Here is a 23152-nt window from a genome sequence, read left to right on the forward strand (position 1 = left end):
GAATGTGGGGCTATAGCTCAGCTGGGAGAGCGCCTGCCTTGCACGCAGGAGGTCAGCAGTTCGATCCTGCTTAGCTCCACCACTTTCCGCACTTCTTACAAAATTGACCCTCTAAATCGAAAAGAAAAAAGCCCAAGTCTTTCGACCCGAGCTTTGCAGTTACTTATGTCATTCTGTGTATACCACTGAGTATAATTCTTCCATCTACTCAAGCAGCATCAGTTCATTATTCTCTGATTTGGCCTTCACCATTCACTAAAAACTTTTCGGTTGTTAGCGACTCCAAGCCCATAGGTCCGTAAGCGTGCAATTTGGTGGTAGCAATACCAATCTCGGCACCTAAACCTAACGCTGAACCATCACTAAAGCGTGAAGAGGCGTTAACCATCACGACGGAAGCATCTACACCGCGTTGGAACAAATCAGCAGCTGCTTTGTCTTCCGTACAGATAACTTCGGTATGGTGACTACCAAAGCGATCAATATGTGCAAGCGCTGCATTAAAATCAGCAACCTGACGAACCGCTATTTCAAGACTCAAGTATTCTTCGCCAAATTCGTCATCGCTTAACTCAACTGCATTATCAAAATAAGCTACGGTTTGCTTACACGCATTAATTTTCACACCCCTTTCTGCTAGTGCTGCAGCAACTTTCGGTAAAAAAGTCGGAGCGATATCTTGATGAACGATTAACCCTTCAAGCGCATTACATACACCAGTACGCTGCGTTTTACCGTTTAACAGAAGCGCCATTGCTTTATCGAGATCGGCCGCTTTATCTATATACAAGTGACACACGCCCTTAAAATGCTGGATCACTGGCACCGTACTATTCTCAGTAACGAAATTGATTAGACCCTCACCGCCACGTGGGATGATAAGGTCGATATATTCTTTTTGCTGCATCAGCTCCATTAACAACGCGCGATCTGGATCCGGAATAACAGAAACCAACGCGGCAGGTAGATTATGTTTTTCGAGCGCCTGATGCATCGCTTTTGCGATCTCTAAAGAACTTGATAACGCTTCTTTACCACCACGCAAAATAACACCATTACCTGATTTAAAACATAGTGCACCGGCGTCAGCGGTGACATTGGGGCGCGCCTCATAAATCATGCAGACAACACCAAGTGGCACTCGCATTTTACTGATTTTAATGCCATTTGGTCTTACACCCATGTCTCTACGTGCACCCACTGGATCGTCCAGTTGAATGATAGTCTCGATACCTTCAGCCATACTTTCAATCCGCGCTTGGTTAAGCGTTAATCTATCTATCATGGCGTCGCTAAGCTGGTTATCACGAGCAGCAGCCAAGTCAGCTTCATTGGCTTTAATAATGGCATCGCTGTTTTCACGGATCCCTTTTGCCATATCTGCTAACACCGCATTTTTTTGCTCTGTAGATAATAATGCTAACTGTTTCGCTGCTTTTGCAGCCTGTGATGAAATATCTGTGATTAAACTCATGTCTTATGACTTCTCCAATAATGCAATATCTTGTTCTGAAATAACGGGTCCGATACTATCTTGAATTCTTTCGCTGATCGGATTCTCTTCATGTTCAGTTAAAAAGTTTAATAGGCAGCTACTGTAATTGGTGGTTGCTTTGGCTAAGCGCTTACCATCTTTGCTCCTCACGAGCACGGTATCTCCAACAGAAAACTCACCTTTTACTTCAGTGATTTCATCACCACTTAACTGACCCACCACTTGATTTTCGCCTGAGCCATAATCGCTATCAACGACCAGCTCACCTTGCTCTGATGCTGTGTGAGTCATCCAATGCACCGCTTCTTGCATCGGTTTATCATAGGCTGTAAATACCGTGCCTGGATTTTTTCCCGCCAACAATAATTCAAAGGTTGTTTCTTCGAAGCCGTTAACAATATAGGTATCTATACCGTGAGACGTCGCCTTTTCAGCAGCTTCAATTTTGGTCTTCATACCACCGGTACCAACCTTACTCGTTGGACAACCTGCCATATCGTAGATTTCTTCAGTGATCTCTGTCACCTCAGAGATCAGCTCTGCATCAGCATGTAAATTAGGATTTTTGTTATATAAACCACTGACATCGGAGCAAATAATTAGCCCATCTGCATCTGCAGCCCCCGCTACCATTGCAGACAAATTATCGTTATCACCTACCTTCAGATCGTCTGTGGTCACGGTGTCATTTTCATTGATAATAGGCAGTATTCCATGATCGAGTAAAGTGAATATTGTTTCACGAATACTGGTATATCTTTCCCTGTCACGCAGGTCGCCGTGAGTCAGCAATATCTGCGCCGACGGGAAGTCAAAGAAACGGTCCCACGTAGCCATCATCTCAGTTTGGCCAGCTGCCGCCATCGCTTTTTTCACCGCAATGCTCGGCTGCTCTGAGTTTGGAAATAAGTGCGACCCTGCTGCGACTGAACCTGAAGAGACGAGGATCACTTCGATACCTCGGGCTCGACAACGCACGATGAATTGCGCGATGCTGAGTAAATAGCGGGATCGACACCCATCTTGCTCTGGCGCGATCAACGCACTCCCGATCTTGATTACTATACGTTTTGACTGTTTCATCGACATAAATTCCTGCATTAAATTAACCACCCACTCACGAGTTGGTACTCCAAATATCTCCTATTAGAAGACAACAGAAAGCGCAATGCATCGACCAAAAAGTCGGCAAATAGATAAAACAAACAGACGTGCGGCGGCGAAGACCTTAGTCCCATCATGTCGCCACACATGCTAAACCCAGACGCAGTAACAATCGTTAACTGGCTGACATTTCACTAATAGAAGATTGATTGTGACATCAAGTACTTAACCTTTGATGTCGAGCCGTTTCCAACAGGGCCACCATGGTTTGGTGCGGCCGGAAAGGCTGTACCGCAATGAATAATTGCGTAATGAGTAGATTGTGAATGACGGCGCGATTTACTCCACGCCTTGAACGTTTATTACCTTAACGTAAGCAAGGGTAAGATTGCAACCCTATCCCATGTTAATTATTTATGACCACCATAAATCAATTTTATAATACCTTATTTTCAGTAATTTATTCACTTTACCCTCATTCGCGCTGTGTTATAACTGGATGCTAGCTATACTGATAAAAATGTTGGGATAATCCAACCGGGGAGAATCTATGTCAGCAATCTACATTGCAGGTATTGCAGTATGTTCTGTAATAGCACAATGGCTTGCTTGGGCCTTTAAGGTTCCAGCAATTTTGTTTTTACTTCTTATAGGTCTTGCTTTGGGGCCATTTAGTGGCACGCTGGACCCAGATGCCTTACTCGGGGATTTACTCTTTCCCGTCGTCTCACTTTCCGTTGCTGTAATCCTCTTTGAAGGTTCACTAACCCTGCATTTTAAAGAACTCAAAGGAATCGGTAAGGTTGTACGGAATCTTTGTTCTATCGGGATGTTGGCAACCTTTGCGGTGATAGCAACGACCGCAATTTTTGTGCTGGAGCTTAACTGGCAAGTTGCCGCCGTTTTGGGCGCAGTACTTGTCGTGACTGGTCCAACAGTTATTGCCCCGATGCTGAACGCCATGCGCCCAGACAAAGACATAGACCGTATTTTACGTTGGGAAGGTATAGTCATAGACCCAATTGGTGCACTCTTTGCGGTACTCGTATTTGAAGCCGTCTCTTTAGTTGGTGGCGAAGGTATCTTCAGTCACACCTTGTGGGCGCTCGTATCAACGCTTGGTGTGGGGATAAGTATTGGCGTCGCATCAGGTTACCTCACCACTTACCTAATAAGAAAAGAGTGGCTTCCTTTCGAGCTTCACAAATTCGCCATTTTAGCGCTAGTGTTGTTTAGCTTTACGCTATCGAATCATCTGAGCCATGAGTCGGGTTTACTAGCCGTGACTATCTTTGGTATTTGGCTCGCTAACCAAGATGACTTGGAAATAGACTCAGTGTTAGAATTTAAAGAAGATCTCTCAATGATCCTGATTTCGAGCTTATTTATCTTACTCGCGGCACGACTCAAGTTAGAAGATTTAATGCTGTTAGACACCGACGTCTTTATCTTTCTAGCCGTAGTATTATTTATTGCTCGACCACTGTCGATATTCTTATCGACGTTCAATACTGACTTACCGATAAAGTCTCGCATTCTGTTAAGTTGGATAGCTCCTCGAGGTATTGTTGCTGCAGCTGTAGGCTCAGTTTTTGCGTTGAGTATGACCAAATCACAGATAGCAGATGCGGATAAAATGGTGCCGCTTATCTTCACCGTCATCATTGTCACCGTGGTACTACAAAGCCTAACGGCAACGCCTTTCGCACGTCTTTTAGGAGTGCGTCAACCAAAGCCCAATACCTTACTTATCATTGGTGCAAACCATGTAGCTAGAGCGGTGGCTAAAGGCTTAAAAGACCAAAATATTGATGTTTATCTCTCCGATCCCGCTTGGGAAAACTGCAAGATGGCGAGAATGGACGGACTGCCTTGTTACTATGGTAACCCACAGTCGGAACATGCAGAGCGTTACCTCCCATTGACCAGCTTAAAGTCAGTGCTAGCGCTTTCACCTAACCGTCATCACAACGCTTTAGGTGTACAGTACTTTTCTCACTTACTTGGCGATCAATGTGTTTATTCGCTCAAATCATCCACTAACCACGCCAAGGCGAACAAAGATAGCGCCACTTTCCTTTCTCGCCAAATTTTGTTTGGTGACGAAGGTAATTACGCCAAGCTAAGTAGCATGATGGCTAAGGGCGGCAAAGTGAGCGTAACGCGGATCTCAGAAGAGTTTAAATGGGAACAGTATAAAGAGGTTAACAGTGAAGCAATCCCGCTGTTTGTACTCACAGAGCAGAACAAAGATGAGGAACCCATCTTGATCCGCCCGTTTACCTCTGACATGAAAAAGCTTCCAGAGGAAGGCGACCGCGTATTGGCGTTACAACCGCCTAAGTTAACGGTGCTTAAAGATCCAAATGTGAATAAAGAAAGCCAAATTGGTGCAAAGCTTAGCAGCCAGCAAATTACTTAACCTGAGATTTGGATAAGAAATAAGCTAACTTTACGAGCTTTATTTAGAAACAAGCAAAGCGGCGTCACTTACGCCGCTTTTACTTTGCACTCAAAACCTGCTGAAGTAATATCTATTGATCCAACGGAGTTAACCTGAGCCTCAGGTTATACAACCTGAACTCGGGATAAGAAGTAAGTTAATCCACTAAAATCACTAAGTTCAAAAGCGTAGTGTCACTCTAGCCAGAAGTTATTTCTTAATACAAGGCAAATTTGTGCGCCAATAGCTGGCCTATTGCAAGCAAATTTAACGCAGTAGTAAGGGATAGCAGCTGCTAGAGAACAAGTTGTTATCCCGAGTTCAGGTTATATAGGCAATCTCGCACGCTTGACCACACTATCAGGCATTTTGTTTGCCAGTTGACCTAGTGCTACCTGAATCCGCTTATGTAGCTTTTTATCTGCAACTGCGGAATGGAACAGCCATCGATAGGCGTCTTCATAATCTCTAGGACTACCATGACCTTGATTAAATACATCTACGAGTCTTAATTGAGCGTTTAAGTTGCCAAGTGCTGCGGCTTCTCTCAGATAGGTTACCGCCATCGCTTTATCTTCTTGCACTAACTGGCCAACATCATAGTAGCGACCTAATTGTTCAAGCGCCGCGGCAAGGCCCTGCTCTGCAGCCCTTTTCATATAATAAAGGCCGAGCTCAACATCTCTGTCTACACACACGGCATAAGCTAACATGTCACCATAAAGAAACTGATACGAAGGCAGCGCCATGATCTCAGCACGCGCTTCAATATCTTTAACCAGCTGGCACTCATCCGCTTTAACCCGAGCAAGGTGTTGATTTTTTTCAATGAGCGCTAGTAGCTCTTGCTGCGTATACAAAGGCACAGCTTCGATAGCCTCTTCGGCAGATACTTTGCTCTGTATACTGAGACTTAAGGAAACACTCAATGCTGAAGCTGCAAAATAACGAAGTAAGTAATTCATCGAAGACCCATCAAAGTAAAGCTGATTGTTTAACTATAGCAGGCTACAAAGGCAAATTACTTGCTCTGCAGCAACATCGACACTCAAATTTGATTAAGCATTATTTACGCCAAAGCGAAGTCTAATTTTATCATATGAGCAAACATTCGCTTACTTATCGGCAGGAAGACAAAAACTTATAGGGTAATAGACACAAAAAAAGCTGCCGAAGCAGCTTTTTTCTTTATCAATCGACAGCAGGATTATTCAGCAAAAGGGTTGCGAACAATCATTGTTTCAACGCGGTCTGGGCCTGTTGAGATGATATCAATTGGCACGCCAGTGATTTCTTCTAGGCGCTTGATATAGTTGATAGCGGCTTCAGGAAGCTGCTCAACAGAAGTTGCACCAAAGGTGTTTTCGCTCCAACCTGGCATTTCTTCGTAGACTGGAGTCACTTTCTCATAGCCTTCAGCAGCAAGAGGAGTCACATTAGTCACAGTGCCGTCTTCTAATTGGTAACCAGTACAGATTTTCACTTTTTCTAGACCATCAAGTACGTCTAGTTTAGTTAAGCAGAAACCACTGATACTGTTGATTTGAACTGCGCGGCGCATTGCAACTGCATCAAACCAACCGGTACGACGTAAACGACCAGTTGTTGCGCCAAACTCGTTGCCTTTCTCGCCTAAGTGTCTGCCAACTGGGTCTTGCTTGTCTTGACCATCGTAAAGCTCTGTAGGGAAAGGACCTGAACCAACACGAGTTGTGTAAGCTTTAACAATACCTAAAACGTAATCTAAGTGTAGCGGACCAAAACCTGCACCAGTCGCAACACCACCAGCCGTCGTGTTTGATGAGGTTACGTACGGGTAAGTACCGTGGTCAATATCAAGTAATGTACCTTGCGCACCTTCAAATAGAATATGGTCGCCAGCATTACGCGCTTGATCAAGTAGTTCAGTAACGTCAACAATCATTGACTTAAGTACTTTTGCTACTTCCATTGCATCATCGTATGTCTTCTGGAAGTCTACTGGATCTACTTTGTAGTAGTTAACCAAGGCGAAGTTGTGGAACTCTAGTACTTCTTTAAGCTTCGCAGCAAATTGCTCTGGGTTGAAAAGATCGCCAACACGTAAACCACGACGTGCAACCTTATCTTCGTACGCAGGACCAATACCACGGCCAGTTGTACCAATGGCTTTTTCACCACGCGCTAGTTCACGCGCTTGGTCTAGTGCAACGTGGTAAGGCAAGATCAAAGGACATGCTTCGCTGATCAATAGACGCTCACGTACAGGAACGCCACGCGCTTCAAGCATGTGGATTTCTCTCATTAGTGCATCTGGTGCAAGTACTACACCATTACCAATTACACATTTAACGTCTTCGCGTAGTACACCTGATGGGATCAAGTGTAGTACCGTTTTCTCACCGTTAATTACTAGTGTATGGCCAGCATTGTGTCCGCCTTGGTAGCGAACAACTAAAGAAGCCTTATCTGTAAGTAGGTCAACTACTTTACCTTTACCTTCGTCACCCCATTGGGTGCCTAATACAACGACGTTTTTACCCATTGCAAATTCACTTAGAAAAAATTAGGCGCAGATTTTACCAGAAAACCATAGTCGAAATCACCCCAATTTGCCTAATTTTTCTGCTTTCAATAAGATTGATGATGTAAAGCATCAAGGCAAGTTACATAACTTGTTGAAAAGGTGGGTTAATAGCTGAAAATCAAACAACGTATTTTATTTTTATATCAAAATAGCTGTATTGTTCGGATTAATCGATAACTATCTCTTTGTTATCAAAAGTAAACTTTTATAAAATGTAAAAAGCCCAAAGGTTAACCTTTGGGCTTTTTAAAATATAGCTCAAGCTTGCTGGCGAGCCGTTAAGCTTGAGTGGTTAGCCTATAGCTCTAAATCATCTTCAACTTCAGCAAGGCCTTTATCTTCACCCTCTTCAGGCATAATAACCGCTTGCGCTAGGAGCATTTCTCTTAACTTGCCTTCAATTTCATTGGCAATCTCAACATTTTCTTTTAAGAACTTAATTGAGTTTGCTTTACCTTGGCCAATTTTACTGCCGTTATAGCTAAACCAAGCACCCGCTTTATCAACCAGTTTGTGCTTCACACCAAGGTCTATCAACTCACCTTGTTTCGACGTGCCTTCGCCGTACATGATGATGAACTCAGCTTGTTTAAATGGTGGTGCTACTTTGTTTTTCACAACCTTAACACGAGTTTCGTTACCAACAACCTCATCACCTTCTTTCACTGAACCGATACGACGAATATCAAGACGTACAGATGCATAGAATTTAAGTGCGTTACCACCAGTTGTGGTTTCAGGGTTGCCAAACATCACACCAATCTTCATACGAATTTGGTTGATGAAAATACATAATGTGTTCGAGCGTTTGATATTAGCTGTAAGCTTACGCAATGCTTGTGACATGAGTCGAGCCTGCAAACCAACGTGTGAGTCACCCATATCGCCTTCGATTTCAGCTTTAGGGGTAAGTGCTGCTACCGAGTCAATAACAACCAAATCAACCGCACCAGAACGAACTAGCATGTCACAAATTTCAAGCGCTTGTTCACCGGTGTCAGGCTGTGATACTAATAACTCATCAACATTAACGCCTAGCTTTTCGGCATAGATTGGATCGAGTGCGTGTTCAGCATCAACGAACGCACATGTTTTTCCCATTTTTTGCGCTTCTGCAATCGCTTGTAATGTTAGCGTTGTTTTACCTGATGATTCTGGACCATAGATTTCAACAATACGACCAGTTGGTAAGCCGCCGATACCAAGTGCAATATCCAGACCTAATGAACCCGTTGAGATGGCTTCAATATCTAGCGCCTTGTTCTCACCCAGTTTCATGATTGAGCCTTTACCAAACTGACGCTCAATTTGTGATAGTGCTGCGTCTAATGCCTTTTGCTTGTTATCGTTCATTTGCTTCTCCAATTCAGCGTAATGACACCTAGTATACTGTATGAAATTACAGTATCAAGTAGAATTTTATGATTTCACCATCGCTATAGCATTTTTTAATGCAAATTCAATGGCTTGAAGTCTTATTTCGGCCCTATTCCCAGTAAATACTTGGTGAAATGCCTGAACTCTATCACTATTCGCAATAGCAAACCATACAGTACCTACGGGCTTATCAACGCTGCCTCCAGTTGGTCCAGCGATACCAGACACAGCAATGGCAACTTCAGCATGAGCTGCCTGCTGAGCACCTTTGACCATCTCCAAAACCGTTTGCTCACTCACGGCACCAAATTGCGTTAGGGTTTGTTGTGATACTCCCAATAATTCGTGCTTAGCTTGATTACTGTATGTCACAAAACAACGTTCGATATAAGCGGAGCTCCCCGGCGTATCTGTTAACGCATAACTCACCCCACCACCTGTACATGACTCTGCGGTAGTGATTGTTACGCCGTTATTCGTTAGAATAGCGCCCAATTGTGCCGCATATTCGGCTATCTCTTTGTAGTGCTCCATAGGAAAACCTTTTAGGTATCAACAATGTCGTCAGATCTATATTCAGAACACACTATAAACCAACAAACCCCAATGATGCAGCAATACCTGCGAATTAAAGCTCAGCATCAAGAAATCTTGCTGTTCTATCGCATGGGCGACTTTTATGAACTCTTCTTTGACGATGCTATCAGAGCGGCGCAGCTTCTCGATATATCTCAAACCTATCGCGGTAAAGCCGGTGGCAATCCAATTCCAATGGCAGGTGTTCCCTATCATGCAGTTGAAAACTACTTAGCTCGCTTGGTACAACTGGGTGAATCTGTTGCTATTTGTGAGCAAGTTGGCGACCCAGCGACCAGTAAAGGTCCTGTAGAACGTAAAGTTGTGCGTATTGTTACTCCAGGTACCGTCACCGACGAAGCACTATTGCAAGAACGCCAAGATAATTTACTTGCGGCGGTCTACCAACATCCAAAAAACTTAGGTTATGGCGTTGCCTATCTTGATATTAACTCGGGCCGATTTAATATCGTAGAGCTACAGACTGACGAAGCACTTAATTCCACGCTACAGCGCTTGCAGCCCGCAGAATTGTTATATCCAGAATCATTTCAGAACCTTTTAGTGCTAGAAAGCATTAAAGGCAGTCGTCGCCGTCCAGATTGGGAGTTTGATTTAGACACAGCAAAGCATTTACTTTGTCAGCAGTTTGCAACCCGCGACTTAGTCGGTTTTGGTGTCGACAATGCCAATATGGGTTTAATCGCCGCGGGTTGTGTCATGCAATACGTGAAAGACACGCAACGCACTGCATTACCTCATATTCGTGCGATCACGCTCGAAAAGAATGAGCACGCGGTGATCTTAGATGCCGCGACGCGCAAAAACTTAGAGCTAACTCTAAACCTCTCTGGCGGTGTTGAAAACACCTTAGCGCAGATTTTAGATAAGTCTTCAACAGCCATGGGTTCGCGCTTACTAAAACGCCGCATTCATACGCCCGTGCGCGAACGCAAAGAGCTCAATGCTCGACTCAATGCGATTGCGAGCCTTATCGAACAACAACTATGTATGGAAGTTTACGATGCACTAAAACACATTGGCGATATTGAACGAGTCGTAGCCCGGTTAGCGTTATTTACCGCTCGTCCGCGTGATCTAACGCGCTTAAGAAGTGCATTACAAGCGTTACCGCCACTGCATGATATTTTACAAGATGCGACGGATACGAGACTTCAGTCTATTATTAGCCATTCACCTGCATTACCTAAGTTACAAGATTTGTTAGAACGAGCGGTTATCGACAATCCCCCTGTTCTCATTCGTGATGGTGGAGTAATAGCACAGGGCTACAATGCAGAGCTTGACGAGCTACGCGCATTAAGCGCAGGTGCCACGGATGTTTTAGAAAAACTTGAAGAAAGAGAGCGCGAACGCACAGGGATCTCGACATTAAAAATTGGGTATAACCGCGTTCACGGATTTTATATTGAGATCAGCCGGGCCAATTCGCACTTAGTGCCTGCGGAATACATTCGCAGACAAACACTGAAAAATAACGAACGCTACATTATTCCTGAGCTAAAAGAACATGAAGACAAAGTGCTTGGTAGCCAATCGAAAGCACTAGCACTTGAAAAGCGCCTATATGAAGAGCTCTTTGAACTCATCGCTCCTTATATTGAACAATTGCAAGTCATGGCTGCAGCGCTTGCCGATCTGGACGTATTAAACACCTTAGCCGAACGTGCTCAGACACTAGACTATTGCAAGCCCACGCTTACCGAGGGCACTGAAATTGATTTAGTGGATGGTCGCCACCCAGTCGTAGAACAAGTAAGTAAAGAACCATTCATTGCCAACCCAGTAAAACTCAACGATGAACGTAAAATGCTCATTATTACTGGACCAAATATGGGTGGTAAATCGACCTATATGCGTCAAACCGCGTTAATTGTGTTGATGGCGCATATTGGCAGCTATGTACCGGCAAGCGCAGCCACCATCGGAATTGTCGATCGTATTTTTACTCGCATTGGTGCCAGTGATGACCTTGCCTCTGGGCGCTCAACCTTTATGGTTGAAATGACCGAAACTGCAACCATTTTAAACAATGCAACCGCCCAATCATTGGTGCTAATGGACGAAATTGGTCGTGGGACAAGCACCTATGACGGTTTATCACTCGCTTATGCGACAGCGGATTATCTCGCCAGCAAAATTGCAGCAAAAACACTGTTTGCTACTCATTATTTTGAGTTAACCGAATTGGCTGAGCAGCAAGCAGGCCTTGTTAATGTGCATTTGGATGCCGTTGAACATAACGATACTATTGCCTTCAAACACACAGTGATGGAAGGGGCTGCAAGTAAGAGTTTTGGTTTACAGGTAGCAAGTCTTGCCGGCGTGCCAAAAGCAGTGATTAAGTTAGCGAAACAGAAACTCGCTTTGTTAGAGCAACATCAGAGTGTCGTTGGCGATAAGCCTGTTCATGTAGCCGCACCTGTACAGCAGAGCTTAATGCTTGCCAATGAGCCTTCTGAGGTTGAAGCGCTACTTGCAGATATGGATCCCGATGATATGACACCAAAGCAAGCTCATGCTTTGCTATATCAACTTAAATCTATGCTATAGAAAGTAAAAAGCGGCTAAAAGCCGCTTTTTTAATGTTCTCTCATAATTAGAACTTGTGGTTATACTGAAGACCAAAGATCATCGCATGGCCTTTAGAGCGATAGCCCCACTCACTGAATCTGTCAGCTTCAGTGAAAGTTTGTGTTTTACCTCTTAAAACACTGATCCCGAAATCTACAGTTGCTTGGTTAGCAAGTGTATACTCCGCACCAAATGAGTACCAAGTACGGTCTGTATCAGGAATTGAGATAGATAGATGGTTTTCATCCGCTGGTGACTCATCATATGCCATACCTGCACGTAGTTTCACCGCATTACTAAGCTGATAGTCAGCGCCAACTGCAAAACGTAATGAATTAGAGAAATTCTCTTCTTTAGTGAATACTGAACCTGCGTTACCAACTACAGCTTCAAGTTCATCAAAACTATTCCAACCTGTCCAAAGTACGCTGTAGTGTAGTGAGGTTTCTTGGTTTAATTTATGAGAACCTGAGATCTCAGCAATCGCAGGTAACGTTACATCCACTGAACCTGGTAGTGACGCGCCATTCAAGCCGCCCATCGCTGCTGGTAAGTCGTTACTAAAGTGACCATCAAATGTGATATCTGTTTCACTGCGGTAATGGAAGCCGATTAGGTTGTTTTCATCGATTTGATAAGCAACGCCTAGGTTCCAACCAAAGCCATAATCGTCACCTTCTAAGTGTACCGCCTGAGTACTGGCTGGCAAACCTGTCGTTGTCGCACCAAGGTTACGAACGATTTTAGCATCGGCATAAACTTCATTAATACCAAACGCTACGCTCCATTGCTCATCAATTTGGTAAGCAGCAGAAATACCTAAGTTAACGGTCTTAATTTCAGTTTCACCCGCGATTTGACCTGCAACATAATCCTTATCGAATTCTGTAGATAGACCAAACTGTGAATAGATACCAGCACCAATCGACCATTGGTCGTTATATTTGTGCGTTGCATAAATAGCAGGAATAATAGCACTTGGTGCGATGCTGTTGTCATTTAACGCTGATGCAGGGATACCATTGCTAGTACCTGTTCCCGTCAGGCTTACGTCCGGTTGAACATACATAGCTGCTACTGATAATTGCGTGCCTGATAGCTTACCCATCAATGCTGGATTACGTGCAACCACTGACGCATCGTCGGCTGCAGATGCTTCACCCGCATAAGCACGACCAAGGCCAGAGACGTTTTGTTCCGCAAGTTGGAAGGCGGCAGCTAGTGCTTGTGATGACGATAAAATCGCACCTGATGCGATAAGACCTAATAATACTTTGTTCATACTCTAATCCCCTGTGAACTAACCATTTCCTGAGTAATGGTTAAAAAAACCAATTCGAGTAACACTGCGCAGCCTCACTTTGACCTTGCTCACCTAGCCAATATCCAGCTATGCCACACACCCACCAAATTGGCAGAATAATAAATTCATGACACCCTACCTAAAAGTGGAGTAGAAATCTCCTTTTTTGCGACTTTTCGTTGATTAAGTGAACATATAACGAACAAATTACGCACTTTGTAAACTCATCGGATGAGATAAATTATCAAATGATAATAATTACCAATATCATTGACGTACCTTCATCCCTTATATACACTCTTCAATCTGAGTATGAGTCATTCAGTGTGTTAATCGTGCTAAGGAGAACAACATGTCGATAGCATTAATCGTTTGCGCATTGGTATTTTGCGGTCTCAGCGTATATTGCCTGTGTAAAGCAAACTACTGTGCCTGTCGCCACGCGGGAGAGTGCGATAACCCGGTCAGTCAATACTGGTTAGGTGCTATTGTTGCAGCGCTGCTATCACTGCTGCTAAGCTGTGCGGCGTTACATTCGGAAAAGGGAACATTACTGTGGATATTAATGATGGCAAGCTGTATGACTGGCGCGATGCTCTCTGCTAGATGGCAAAATCTCAAAAGACGCTGTAAAAACGCTTTCTTCCCTGTCGCGCAATCCAAACCTTAAATCAGTAATTGATCTCTTAGCAATCGTGAGAGGTTAATTTGATAATCAAGCGGCCTGACACTTGCGATCACTTTTATCTCTGACTCGCTTAAATCCAAATCTTTTGCCGTAACATGGTGGAGATGTTTGGTATTGTAAAACACACGTACAAGAGGTGCGGTTGGTGCATGCTTATTGCCTTCTAGTACCAATCCTAATCGCTCGTTGGTCAGTTTAACAATAGTCCCTACGGGGTGAACCCCCATACACTTAATAAAACGCTGCACTAAAATAGGATCAAATTGCTTTTTACTCGACAGTAAAAAACGTAACGCATTAATTGGTTCATCAGCCTCTTTGTGGTGCTGATCTGAGGTTATGGCGTCGTATACATCCACAATCGCCATCATTCTTGCCGCGGTGCTGAGTGCGTCGTCTTTAATCCCTCTCGGATAACCTGTACCATCTAAGCGTTCATGATGGTTGATGATCATGTCCAGCATAATAGGCGTGATCCCAGACTCACCTTTGCTCAACCCTAAAGACTGTGCCACATGTTTTTTGACCGCACGATACTCAAGATCGGTAAAATTGCCCGGCTTATTGATCAGCCCTTGCGGTAACTTAGCGTGACCAATGTCATGCAACATCGCCCCCATGGCTAACTGTTCAATAATGTGATGTTGCAAACCGAGGTGCTTGGCAAATACGGTGATCAGAATGGCGCAGTTGGTCATATGACGCCAATTGTAGGCATCTTTGTCTTTGATCCGAGTTAAAATCGCCATCGCATTTGAATTACGCAGTACCGAATCGACGATGTCTTTACTTACCTCATTGATGAGGCTCATATCGACCTTCAAACCCGATGTTACATCTCCATAGAGGCTTTGGATCTGACGGTTATTCTTTTCAAACTTTTGCATCGCAACCGCAAATTCTTGCTGCAAAGTTTGTTCTTTACTCACCGTTTTGGCTTTGGATTTTGGTTTGCTGCGAGCGGTGGAAAGACTGCCATCCATGCCATTTTTGGCGGCAGGTTCTTCAGGGGCTTGTGGCGCTTCAGTGACCGGTTCTGCTGGCTGCTGGTATTTCTGTGGTACAGGAATATCGCTCTGCGTAAAGTCTATAGTGAGCTCCAGTACTCCTTTGTCAATCAGCTTTTGAATGATGGCTTCATCTCTGACCATTCCCCGAGATTTGATCTTAATACCCGCGTCAGACTTATGCTTGTGAACATTATCCACAAACATGCCAGGTCTAAGATCTTCAATTGGGAGGACAATCTGCATGAATCGCTTACACTACGTAGTTAGCCAATGAATATTAATACCATTGAATGAGGTGAAACACCATCTATTCAGATTAAATTCACACAAAGGTATGGTGAAATTACAACCACTCAGAAACGCTTGTTATACCAGTTTACTTAATTAAGTGATTTAATTTGAGGTATTTATGAAGTGTTGCAGAAGGGGAAACCCAACACCATATACATGCTGGGTTTTATACAGTTGCTATTCTTGGAAATAAGTTCCCCAGCCGTCGTATTCAACGTCAGCGTCTAGTGCAACCTTTTCTAACTTGTCTACGTCTTCCATGATAACGTCGGTATCCAGTTCGGCTTCTACTACAACATCAAAGCCCCAAATTTTACCGCCGTCTTCGAGCTCAAGCTCTGCTGGTTCTTCAACATCATAGCCCAATTTAAATGCCGCTAATGCTGCTGCTTCCAGCTTGTCAAAATCCTCACTTACAAAGTGATGTTCTACTTCATAAAGCGTTTCAGGGTTTGAACCGTCTTCTAGCAATGAAGAAACGATGTCTTCACTTATCTCACGCCAGTTTTCCATTATTTTAATCTCGCTTTTGCATCTAATTCAGCTATTCTTTGAGCCATTTTAGCATGGATCTGAGCAGCGTGATCCCTTGCTGGCACTTCAGGGTCTAAATATTCCGGTTCTAGCATGTCGATATAGACCTTACCATTATTCCAACGATTGAGCTTTATCTGCTCATGCGTTGAACTCATACATACTGGGATAATAGGCACATTGGCGCTCATTGCGGTGTGAAATGCCCCGGTTTTAAATGGCAACAAACCGCGACCATAGCTTCTGGTCCCTTCAGGGAACATCCAAACCGATAGTTTTGACTCGGTGATTTTTTTTGCTGATTTGGTCAGTGTTCCTAAGGCTTTAGAACGATTGGCTCTATCAATCAAAATGTTGCCAGATAGCCAATACATTTGTCCAAAAAACGGGATCCACTTTAAACTTTTTTTTCCCATGCTGACGGTGTTTTTTGGCACCACGGCCGGCAGCGTAAAGAGATCATAATTATTTTGGTGATTTGCAACATACATCGCGGGGACAACATGCTTGGCATTTTCATGCTGCGTTATCACCAACTCAACGCCTATCAACTTTGACATATAGCCATACCATTTGGCTATCGTGTGCACATTGTTAGCATGAAAAGGGCGCACAATGCACAATAACAATCCGCAAATACCACTAACAATGATAAACACTGTTAATAAGAGAATTCGTATAATGGCAATCAATTTAACCACTCCAGAATTAAAATCTTGCGCATTATAGTAAAATAAGCGAACACTTGTAAGCTCAAAATGATGATAGTTTAGAGGCTACCAGAGGAATCTCAGAGTATGATAGTTAAGATACTGATCTATTTATAGAAAATAAAAATGCCGCTGAGTAGCGGCATTTGACACACGATTTATCATTTTTGCAAAATTTAGCTCATTGCGTTTTGCAGCTTTTTCATTGCTGACTTTTCTAGCTGGCGTACACGCTCTGCCGACACGCTATATTTCTCAGCAAGATCTTGTAATGTTGCTTTTTCGTCAGCAAGCCAACGTGCACTTACGATATCTTGAGAGCGTTCATCAAGCGTTTTCAGTGCTGCAAATAGGCGATTATGTGACTGCTCTTGCCACTGTTCTTGCTCAACTTCTTCGGCAAGGTCGCTACTTGTGTCTGTTAAATACTGTACTGGAGAGAAGTTACCCGCTTGGCTTTCATCATCGTCAGCAGATAGGTCAAAGCCCATATCTTGGCCTGCCATACGAGACTCCATCTCGCGAACTTCTTTCTCACTTACACCAAGCTCGTTTGCAACCGTTGTCACTTCGTCTTGGTTAAACCAACCTAAACGCTTTTTATTTTTGCGTAGATTGAAGAATAATTTACGCTGCGCTTTTGTCGTCGCAACTTTAACAATACGCCAGTTCTTTAATACATATTCATGGATTTCTGCTTTAATCCAATGTACCGCAAAAGAAACAAGGCGCACACCCACGCTTGGGTCAAAACGCTTTACTGCTTTCATCAACCCAATATTTCCTTCTTGGATTAAATCAGCCTGAGGTAGGCCATAGCCCGAATAACTTTTTGCGATGTGAGCAACAAATCTCAAATGAGACATAATGAGTTGCTTAGCCGCGTTAAGATCCCCTTCTTCCTGAAGACGTGTCGCAAGTTTTTTCTCTTCCTCAGCGCCAAGCATAGGTATTGTGCTTACAGATTGAAGGTAACCTTCAACGCTTGCGCTTTGCTGCCCAGTTAGTGCTAATGCGTATAAATCTTTAGTCATGTTTCACCTCAGTGATAAACCGTTTCGTGTATATTTAGCACTCTAACATCTAGAGTGCTAAATGCAATCTACTTTATCTGATTTTTAAAATCAACCTTTTTAGAAGAACTTCAAAAATAAAATATAACCTGCTGAATAATATTAAAAATATTGAATTAACTAGGCTTCTTTTTACGATATTATTTTTTTATGACAGTGCTAAATTTAATTAGTTCTGATTGTTTGAGTGCTAAAATCTGATAGTAATTGGCAACCGACTGCTACACTTTAGCAGTCGATTGGTGTTTGTAGCGTTAAATCATACCTTTTCAGGTTCAATCTCTTTGATATAACGGTGTACAGAAAGAAAAGAGCCTACAAACCCTAAAGTAATTGCAGTGCCAAGTAGCACTAAAAGTTCATTCCCTGCCATTCCCTGAAGCACAAAGTTGCTTTGATATACCCCAACAACTGTAGATACAGCTGACTCCAGCCACCACAACATAAGGCCAACACAGATAAAGGCAACCAAACCACCGACTATCCCATACCATACACCAGTCCAAAGAAACGGAGCCTGAATAAAGGTATTGGTCGCTCCCACCAGTTTTAGCACTTGAATTTCTTCTTTCTTGTCCATGATGGATAAGCGTATGGTATTTCCAATAATCAAGATAACGGCGCTAAGCAAAAGAAACCCCACGGTGATCACACTTTCTTTTAGTAACCCCAGTAGTGCATTTAGGCGCTCTAGCCATTCAATATCCAGCTTACCAAACTCGACCTCACGTTCTTTTTCAAGTTTAGTAAGAAGCTCAGTTGCGGCTTGTGGTTTTCTAAAACGACTAACAGGCGTTACCAACACAACATTGGGCAGCGGGTTTTCTTCTAAATAGTTAAGCGCCTGACCAAAGCCTGACATTGACTTAAACTCGTCCAGAGCTTGGCTTTTACTAATCAGTACTACTTTTTCTATTTCTGGATAGAGTGCAAGCCGCTTCACCAAGGTTTGTGTCTGTGCTTCTGTCATTTCATCTTTAACGAACAATGATATTTCAGATGCCTCTTTAAACCCGCTACTTACCTGCTGTACATTTTTCACTACCACATAAAGCGTCGCGGGCAATGTCAGGCTGAGTCCCAAAACTAGAATAGTCATTAAAGAGGCCATTGGCGTACGCCACATTTCCCCAAGGCTCTGTACACCTTGACGAATAATCATCAAACAAAAAAAGTAAAAATGATGAAATATCGATTTTTTACTCTGTTCAGCCTGATTTCCCCGTCCTTTAAACAGCAAACTCATAGCGTGTCCTCCGCTAGCGGATCTTGTAGCATGCGTCCTTGATTAAGCGTGAAGCTACGGTATTTCATACGTGCTATTAACCCCAAATCATGAGTAGCGATAAGAACGGATGTACCACGGCGATTAAATTCTTCAAATAGGTTCAGAATTTCCATCGATAGTTCTGGGTCTAAGTTCCCCGTAGGTTCATCTGCAAGCAGCAAAGGCGGCGAGTTAACAATCGCTCTTGCTATGCCAACACGTTGCTGTTCACCTCCAGATAACACACTCGGATGGCACTTTGCTTTATCAAGCAAACCCACCTTGTCCAGAGCGGCATGTACTCTTTTGGTGATCTGTTTATGGTGAGTACCTTCAATAACTAAAGGTAGTGCGACGTTATCAAATACGCTGTAACGTTCGAGTAGGCGGTGGTTTTGAAAAATAATCCCAATATCTCGGCGAACAAAAGGAACTTGCCGGTTAGATACCGTATTGAGATCGACACCATTAATGTAGACACGGCCTGCTGATGGCCTTTCCATCACGCTAACCAACTTTAATAATGTACTTTTACCAGCGCCACTGTGGCCGGTTAAAAATGCGAGTTCTCCATTTGCAAGTTCAAAGCTCACTTTTTCCAGTGCTTTGTGCCCACCAGGATAAGTTTTGCTCACTTGCTCAAATTTAATCATGTTGGCCTCTTATACTTATTTTAACCATGACACTCAGTCCGTGGCATTGTAGCAATTCGGCAATCGAATAAAGCGGGCAAATTTGCCCGCTTTATTGCAACTGATGTCTCTATTTATTCTTGACTGAACAATGCCTCGATAAAATCATCACTCTTAAAGGTGCGTAAGTCATCAATGCCTTCACCTACACCGATATATCGAATTGGCACCTTAAACTGATCCGCCACAGCAAAGATAACCCCACCTTTGGCTGTACCATCAAGCTTAGTTAACGTGATACCAGTTAAGCCAACCGCTTGATTAAACAGTTTTACCTGGCTAATCGCATTCTGACCAGTTCCGGCATCAATCGTCAACATCACTTCATGTGGCGCGTCTGGGTCTAACTTTTTCATTACTCGAGCTATCTTCTCAAGCTCTTGCATTAGGTTATCTTTATTTTGTAATCGACCCGCTGTATCCGCTATTAATACATCGATATTTCTCGCTTTAGCGGCTTGGAAGGCATCAAATACCACCGACGCAGAATCAGCACCTGTGTGCTGGGCAACAACAGGGATACTGTTTCTTTCACCCCATACCTGCAACTGCTCTACCGCAGCCGCGCGGAAAGTATCGCCAGCCGCCAACATGACAGATTTACCTTCGCTTTGAAACTGTTTGGCAAGCTTACCGATTGTTGTCGTTTTACCAACGCCATTTACGCCGACCATTAAGATAACAAAAGGTTTCTTATCGGCAGGGATCTCAAGCGGTTGCTCAGCCGTTTTTAAGATCTCTGACATTTCTTTTTTCATTAGATCATATAAAGCTTCACCGTCTTTTAACTGCTTTCTATCAGCGGCATCAGTCAGGTTATCTATCAGCTTCATCGTGGTTTCAACACCAATATCAGCCGTTAGCAATTGCGTTTCTAGATCTTCGAACAGCTCATCATCGATTTTCTTGCCTTTGAATACCGAAGCAAAGCCTGAGCCGATATTGGCCTTGGTTTTCAACAAGCCTTTTTTAAGGCGGGAGAAGAAACCTTCTTTTTTCGGCTTTTCTTGTTCTTGAGCTAATTGTGCTTGACGCTCTGCCTCTTCACGCTCGGCTTGTTCTTTAACTAGCTGTGCCTGATGTTCTGCCTCTTCACGTTCAGCTTGTTCTTTCGCTAATTTCGCCTGGCGCTCTGCCTCTTCACGCTCAGCTTGTTCTTTCGCTAATTGCGCCTGGCGTTCTGCCTCTTCACGCTCAGCTTGCTCTTTGGCTAACTGTTCTTGGCGTTCTGCTTCCTCACGCTCAGCTTGTTCTTTTGCTAATTGTGCCTGACGTTCTGCCTCTTCACGCTCAGCTTGTTCTTTAGCTAACTGTTCTTGGCGTTCTGCTTCCTCACGCTCGGCTTGTTCTTTAACTAGCTGTGCCTGATGTTCTGCTTCTTCACGCTCAGCTTGCTCTTTCGCTAATTGTGCCTGACGTTCTGCTTCTTCACGCTCAGCTTGTTCTTTCGCTAATTGTGCCTGACGTTCGGCTTCCTCTCGCTCGGCTTGTTCTTTCGCTAACTGTTCTTGGCGTGCTGCTTCCTCACGCTCAGCTTGTTCTTTTGCTTGTTGCGCCTGACGTTCTGCTTCTTCACGATCAGCTTGTTCCTTTGCTAACTGTTCTTGGCGTTCTACTTCTTCACGCTCGGCTTGTTCTTTCGCTAACTGTTCTTGGCGTGCTGCTTCCTCACGCTCAGCTTGTTCTTTCGCAAGTTGTGCCTGAAGTTCTGCTTCCTCACGCTCAGCTTGTTCTTTCGCTAATTGCGCCTGACGTTCTGCTTCCTCACGCTCAGCTTGTTCTTTTGCTTGTTGCGCCTGACGTTCGGCCTCTTCACGTTCAGTTTGTTCTTTTGCTAATTGTTCCTGATGCTCAGCCTCTTCACGCTCAGCTTGTTCTTTCGCTAACTGTTCTTGGCGTGCTGCTTCCTCACGCTCAGCTTGTTCCTTTGCTAACTGTTCTTGGCGTTCTACTTCTTCACGCTCGGCTTGTTCTTTCGCTAACTGTTCTTGGCGTGCTGCTTCCTCACGCTCAGCTTGTTCTTTCGCAAGTTGTGCCTGAAGTTCTGCTTCCTCACGCTCAGCTTGTTCTTTTGCTAACTGTTCTTGGCGTTCAGCTTCTTGTTGCTCTTTATCGGATTTACCAAAGCCCAACCAAGATAAAAATTTGTTTTTCTTTCCCATATTCACTTATGACCGTGTTAGATAAATTGCATAAACCCAAAGCAAAATGTTGATGATCTTGCTACCATACTCGAAAACGCCAATCCGCATCAGCTTATTGCTTTTACTTGGATTGATATCACACTTAATTTTGGGCTCGAAAGGCAAGCCGAGGATGGCAACCTTAGTGCTTAGACAAAATTGCGTGCAAGTGTACCATGTTCCGTAAGGATGAAAAATCCTGACACCAAGAACCTTTAATAAAGAAGCAAATTACGTCGCTATGAGAAAATCTAAGCCTAAGTCAAATACCAAACAGTCTGGTTTCATCCGCCTGATCAGTGGTAAGCATAAAGGTCGCAAATTACCAGTTCATGATGTTGCGGGATTAAGACCAACAACAGATAGAATGAAAGAAACCGTTTTTAATTGGCTCATGCAGGACGTAAGAGACGCAAAAGTACTCGATTGCTTTGCTGGTGCTGGCAGTCTAGGATTTGAGGCCATTTCACGCTTCGCTGCAAGCGGAACTTTTATCGAACTGGATAAAACCGCGGCGACGCAGCTTAGCAATAATGCAACTTTACTCAAACTGGATAACGTTGAAATCATTAATACCGACGCGTTAACCATGCTGGCAAATAACCTTAAGCAACAGCAATATGACTTGGTTTTTATTGACCCACCCTTTCGCAAAGAGCTTGTGACTCCTTGTTGTGCCTTACTTGAGTCACAATCTTGGCTCAGCGAAGAAGCACTCATCTATGTTGAATTTGAACAAGAGGCACAGCCTGAAACACCAGAAAATTGGCAAGTGATTAAAGAAAAGCATGCAGGACAAGTGATCTGCCGCCTGTATCAGCGCTGAAATTCCCTCATAAAGAATGAAAAAACAGCCGCTAGCGTATGACATGACAGGGCTGGTGTTTTTAGCTATAATTTAGGCTTTACATGCGGTCTTGCTTCAGATTACAATACCGCACCATTTTTGAACCAATTGGCTAGTTTTTAGCCAGATAGAGCTAAGCTCATTAATTAGGTAGGTGAATTTTTAATGCCAGTAATTAAAGTAAGAGAAAACGAGCCGTTTGACGTTGCACTACGTCGTTTCAAACGTTCATGTGAAAAAGCAGGTATCCTTTCTGAAGTTCGTCGTCGCGAGCACTACGAGAAGCCAACTGCTGAGCGTAAGCGCAAAAAAGCTGCAGCGGTTAAGCGTCACATGAAGAAGCTTTCTCGCGAAAACGCACGTCGCGTTAAATTATACTAATCAGTATTGGTCTTGTA

The 23152-nt window shown here is 43.7% G+C and carries 19 protein-coding genes and 1 tRNA gene; 6 read left to right on the forward strand and 14 right to left on the reverse strand.

What is annotated here, in order from left to right; all coding sequences use genetic code 11:
- Positions 1–6 precede the first annotated feature (6 nt).
- A tRNA-Ala gene (locus GSF13_RS21615) sits at positions 7–82 on the forward strand.
- 144 nt (positions 83–226) lie between these two features.
- On the opposite strand, the gene GSF13_RS21620 is transcribed toward GSF13_RS21615, so the two are convergent.
- On the reverse strand, positions 227–1474 hold the full coding sequence (locus tag GSF13_RS21620) for a glutamate-5-semialdehyde dehydrogenase (RefSeq protein WP_211867050.1): 1248 nt from the start codon (positions 1472–1474) through the stop codon (positions 227–229).
- Positions 1475–1477: 3 nt separating this feature from the next.
- Positions 1478–2578 carry a glutamate 5-kinase gene (gene proB / locus GSF13_RS21625; RefSeq protein ID WP_017218481.1) on the reverse strand — a complete coding sequence of 367 codons (1101 nt, stop codon included), beginning with the start codon at positions 2576–2578 and terminating at the stop codon, positions 1478–1480.
- A 571-nt stretch (positions 2579–3149) separates the two neighbouring features.
- Here proB and GSF13_RS21630 point away from each other — a divergent pair.
- Positions 3150–5021 (forward strand): sodium:proton antiporter, encoded by a 1872-nt coding sequence (locus GSF13_RS21630; protein WP_174170617.1) that lies wholly within the window; start codon positions 3150–3152, stop codon positions 5019–5021.
- A 347-nt stretch (positions 5022–5368) separates the two neighbouring features.
- Here the strand turns inward: GSF13_RS21630 and GSF13_RS21635 are convergent, their stop codons facing one another.
- The 4 genes from GSF13_RS21635 to GSF13_RS21650 form a co-directional block, all read right to left on the reverse strand.
- Positions 5369–6007, reverse strand: a complete 639-nt coding sequence (locus tag GSF13_RS21635; RefSeq protein ID WP_010378945.1) for an SEL1-like repeat protein — start codon at positions 6005–6007, stop codon at positions 5369–5371.
- 242 nt (positions 6008–6249) lie between these two features.
- Positions 6250–7566 (reverse strand): adenylosuccinate synthase, encoded by a 1317-nt coding sequence (locus GSF13_RS21640; RefSeq protein WP_211867052.1) that lies wholly within the window; start codon positions 7564–7566, stop codon positions 6250–6252.
- A gap of 339 nt (positions 7567–7905) precedes the next feature.
- A complete protein-coding gene (gene recA / locus GSF13_RS21645) occupies positions 7906–8961 on the reverse strand; it encodes a recombinase RecA (RefSeq protein WP_095729681.1) in 1056 nt (351 codons plus the stop codon).
- 66 nt (positions 8962–9027) lie between these two features.
- On the reverse strand, positions 9028–9519 hold the full coding sequence (locus GSF13_RS21650; RefSeq protein ID WP_102057545.1) for a nicotinamide-nucleotide amidohydrolase family protein: 492 nt from the start codon (positions 9517–9519) through the stop codon (positions 9028–9030).
- Between the two features lie 24 nt (positions 9520–9543).
- Between GSF13_RS21650 and mutS the strand changes: the two genes are divergently transcribed.
- Positions 9544–12135, forward strand: coding sequence for a DNA mismatch repair protein MutS (mutS, locus tag GSF13_RS21655; RefSeq protein ID WP_206473685.1), 2592 nt, complete (start codon positions 9544–9546; stop codon positions 12133–12135).
- Positions 12136–12181: 46 nt separating this feature from the next.
- Here mutS and GSF13_RS21660 read toward each other — a convergent pair whose 3' ends face one another.
- Positions 12182–13438 carry an outer membrane protein transport protein gene (locus tag GSF13_RS21660; RefSeq protein WP_102057547.1) on the reverse strand — a complete coding sequence of 419 codons (1257 nt, stop codon included), beginning with the start codon at positions 13436–13438 and terminating at the stop codon, positions 12182–12184.
- Between the two features lie 373 nt (positions 13439–13811).
- Between GSF13_RS21660 and GSF13_RS21665 the strand changes: the two genes are divergently transcribed.
- Positions 13812–14129 (forward strand): hypothetical protein, encoded by a 318-nt coding sequence (locus GSF13_RS21665; RefSeq protein WP_010374094.1) that lies wholly within the window; start codon positions 13812–13814, stop codon positions 14127–14129.
- Here the strand turns inward: GSF13_RS21665 and GSF13_RS21670 are convergent.
- The 7 genes from GSF13_RS21670 to ftsY form a co-directional block, all read right to left on the reverse strand.
- The gene (locus GSF13_RS21670; protein ID WP_211867054.1) at positions 14126–15400 is read right to left on the reverse strand and encodes an HD domain-containing phosphohydrolase; all 1275 of its coding nucleotides are present in this window, start codon (positions 15398–15400) and stop codon (positions 14126–14128) included. The two genes, GSF13_RS21665 and GSF13_RS21670, sit on opposite strands and share 4 nt — an antisense overlap.
- Before the next feature lie 225 nt (positions 15401–15625).
- The gene (rraB, locus tag GSF13_RS21675) at positions 15626–15961 is read right to left on the reverse strand and encodes a ribonuclease E inhibitor RraB (RefSeq protein ID WP_128727710.1); all 336 of its coding nucleotides are present in this window, start codon (positions 15959–15961) and stop codon (positions 15626–15628) included.
- Positions 15961–16674 (reverse strand): 1-acylglycerol-3-phosphate O-acyltransferase, encoded by a 714-nt coding sequence (locus GSF13_RS21680; protein WP_029215903.1) that lies wholly within the window; start codon positions 16672–16674, stop codon positions 15961–15963. The genes rraB and GSF13_RS21680 overlap by 1 nt, the downstream gene beginning before the upstream one ends.
- Before the next feature lie 194 nt (positions 16675–16868).
- Positions 16869–17726, reverse strand: a complete 858-nt coding sequence (gene rpoH, locus GSF13_RS21685) for an RNA polymerase sigma factor RpoH (protein WP_010374102.1) — start codon at positions 17724–17726, stop codon at positions 16869–16871.
- 298 nt (positions 17727–18024) lie between these two features.
- Positions 18025–19011 (reverse strand): permease-like cell division protein FtsX, encoded by a 987-nt coding sequence (gene ftsX / locus GSF13_RS21690; protein WP_010607197.1) that lies wholly within the window; start codon positions 19009–19011, stop codon positions 18025–18027.
- On the reverse strand, positions 19008–19685 hold the full coding sequence (gene ftsE / locus GSF13_RS21695) for a cell division ATP-binding protein FtsE (RefSeq protein WP_017218471.1): 678 nt from the start codon (positions 19683–19685) through the stop codon (positions 19008–19010). Before ftsE ends, ftsX begins: the two co-directional genes overlap by 4 nt.
- A 113-nt stretch (positions 19686–19798) precedes the next feature.
- Entirely contained in the window at positions 19799–21886 is a 2088-nt protein-coding gene (ftsY, locus tag GSF13_RS21700) for a signal recognition particle-docking protein FtsY (protein WP_211867056.1), read from the reverse strand.
- Positions 21887–22148: 262 nt separating this feature from the next.
- On the opposite strand from ftsY, the gene rsmD reads away from it, so the two are divergent.
- Positions 22149–22733: a 16S rRNA (guanine(966)-N(2))-methyltransferase RsmD gene (gene rsmD / locus GSF13_RS21705; RefSeq protein ID WP_174170612.1), complete on the forward strand. Its 585-nt coding sequence runs from the start codon at positions 22149–22151 to the stop codon at positions 22731–22733.
- A gap of 186 nt (positions 22734–22919) precedes the next feature.
- A complete protein-coding gene (gene rpsU / locus GSF13_RS21710; protein WP_010362466.1) occupies positions 22920–23135 on the forward strand; it encodes a 30S ribosomal protein S21 in 216 nt (71 codons plus the stop codon).
- Positions 23136–23152 lie beyond the last annotated feature (17 nt).

It is taken from the genome of Pseudoalteromonas sp. M8 (genome assembly GCF_018141365.1).
In the GTDB taxonomy this organism is placed as follows: Bacteria; Pseudomonadota; Gammaproteobacteria; order Enterobacterales; family Alteromonadaceae; genus Pseudoalteromonas.

What these genes read in the sequence shown, in the direction of transcription:
- GSF13_RS21620 (WP_211867050.1), bottom strand. Translation starts at nt 1,474, where the DNA reads ATGAGTTTAATCACAGATATTTCATCACAGGCTGCAAAAGCAGCGAAA.
- proB (WP_017218481.1), bottom strand. Translation starts at nt 2,578, where the DNA reads ATGAAACAGTCAAAACGTATAGTAATCAAGATCGGGAGTGCGTTGATC.
- GSF13_RS21630 (WP_174170617.1), top strand. Translation starts at nt 3,150, where the DNA reads ATGTCAGCAATCTACATTGCAGGTATTGCAGTATGTTCTGTAATAGCA.
- GSF13_RS21635 (WP_010378945.1), bottom strand. Translation starts at nt 6,007, where the DNA reads ATGAATTACTTACTTCGTTATTTTGCAGCTTCAGCATTGAGTGTTTCC.
- GSF13_RS21640 (WP_211867052.1), bottom strand. Translation starts at nt 7,566, where the DNA reads ATGGGTAAAAACGTCGTTGTATTAGGCACCCAATGGGGTGACGAAGGT.
- recA (WP_095729681.1), bottom strand. Translation starts at nt 8,961, where the DNA reads ATGAACGATAACAAGCAAAAGGCATTAGACGCAGCACTATCACAAATT.
- GSF13_RS21650 (WP_102057545.1), bottom strand. Translation starts at nt 9,519, where the DNA reads ATGGAGCACTACAAAGAGATAGCCGAATATGCGGCACAATTGGGCGCT.
- mutS (WP_206473685.1), top strand. Translation starts at nt 9,544, where the DNA reads ATGTCGTCAGATCTATATTCAGAACACACTATAAACCAACAAACCCCA.
- GSF13_RS21660 (WP_102057547.1), bottom strand. Translation starts at nt 13,438, where the DNA reads ATGAACAAAGTATTATTAGGTCTTATCGCATCAGGTGCGATTTTATCG.
- GSF13_RS21665 (WP_010374094.1), top strand. Translation starts at nt 13,812, where the DNA reads ATGTCGATAGCATTAATCGTTTGCGCATTGGTATTTTGCGGTCTCAGC.
- GSF13_RS21670 (WP_211867054.1), bottom strand. Translation starts at nt 15,400, where the DNA reads ATGCAGATTGTCCTCCCAATTGAAGATCTTAGACCTGGCATGTTTGTG.
- rraB (WP_128727710.1), bottom strand. Translation starts at nt 15,961, where the DNA reads ATGGAAAACTGGCGTGAGATAAGTGAAGACATCGTTTCTTCATTGCTA.
- rpoH (WP_010374102.1), bottom strand. Translation starts at nt 17,726, where the DNA reads ATGACTAAAGATTTATACGCATTAGCACTAACTGGGCAGCAAAGCGCA.
- ftsX (WP_010607197.1), bottom strand. Translation starts at nt 19,011, where the DNA reads ATGAGTTTGCTGTTTAAAGGACGGGGAAATCAGGCTGAACAGAGTAAA.
- ftsE (WP_017218471.1), bottom strand. Translation starts at nt 19,685, where the DNA reads ATGATTAAATTTGAGCAAGTGAGCAAAACTTATCCTGGTGGGCACAAA.
- ftsY (WP_211867056.1), bottom strand. Translation starts at nt 21,886, where the DNA reads ATGGGAAAGAAAAACAAATTTTTATCTTGGTTGGGCTTTGGTAAATCC.
- rsmD (WP_174170612.1), top strand. Translation starts at nt 22,149, where the DNA reads ATGAGAAAATCTAAGCCTAAGTCAAATACCAAACAGTCTGGTTTCATC.
- rpsU (WP_010362466.1), top strand. Translation starts at nt 22,920, where the DNA reads ATGCCAGTAATTAAAGTAAGAGAAAACGAGCCGTTTGACGTTGCACTA.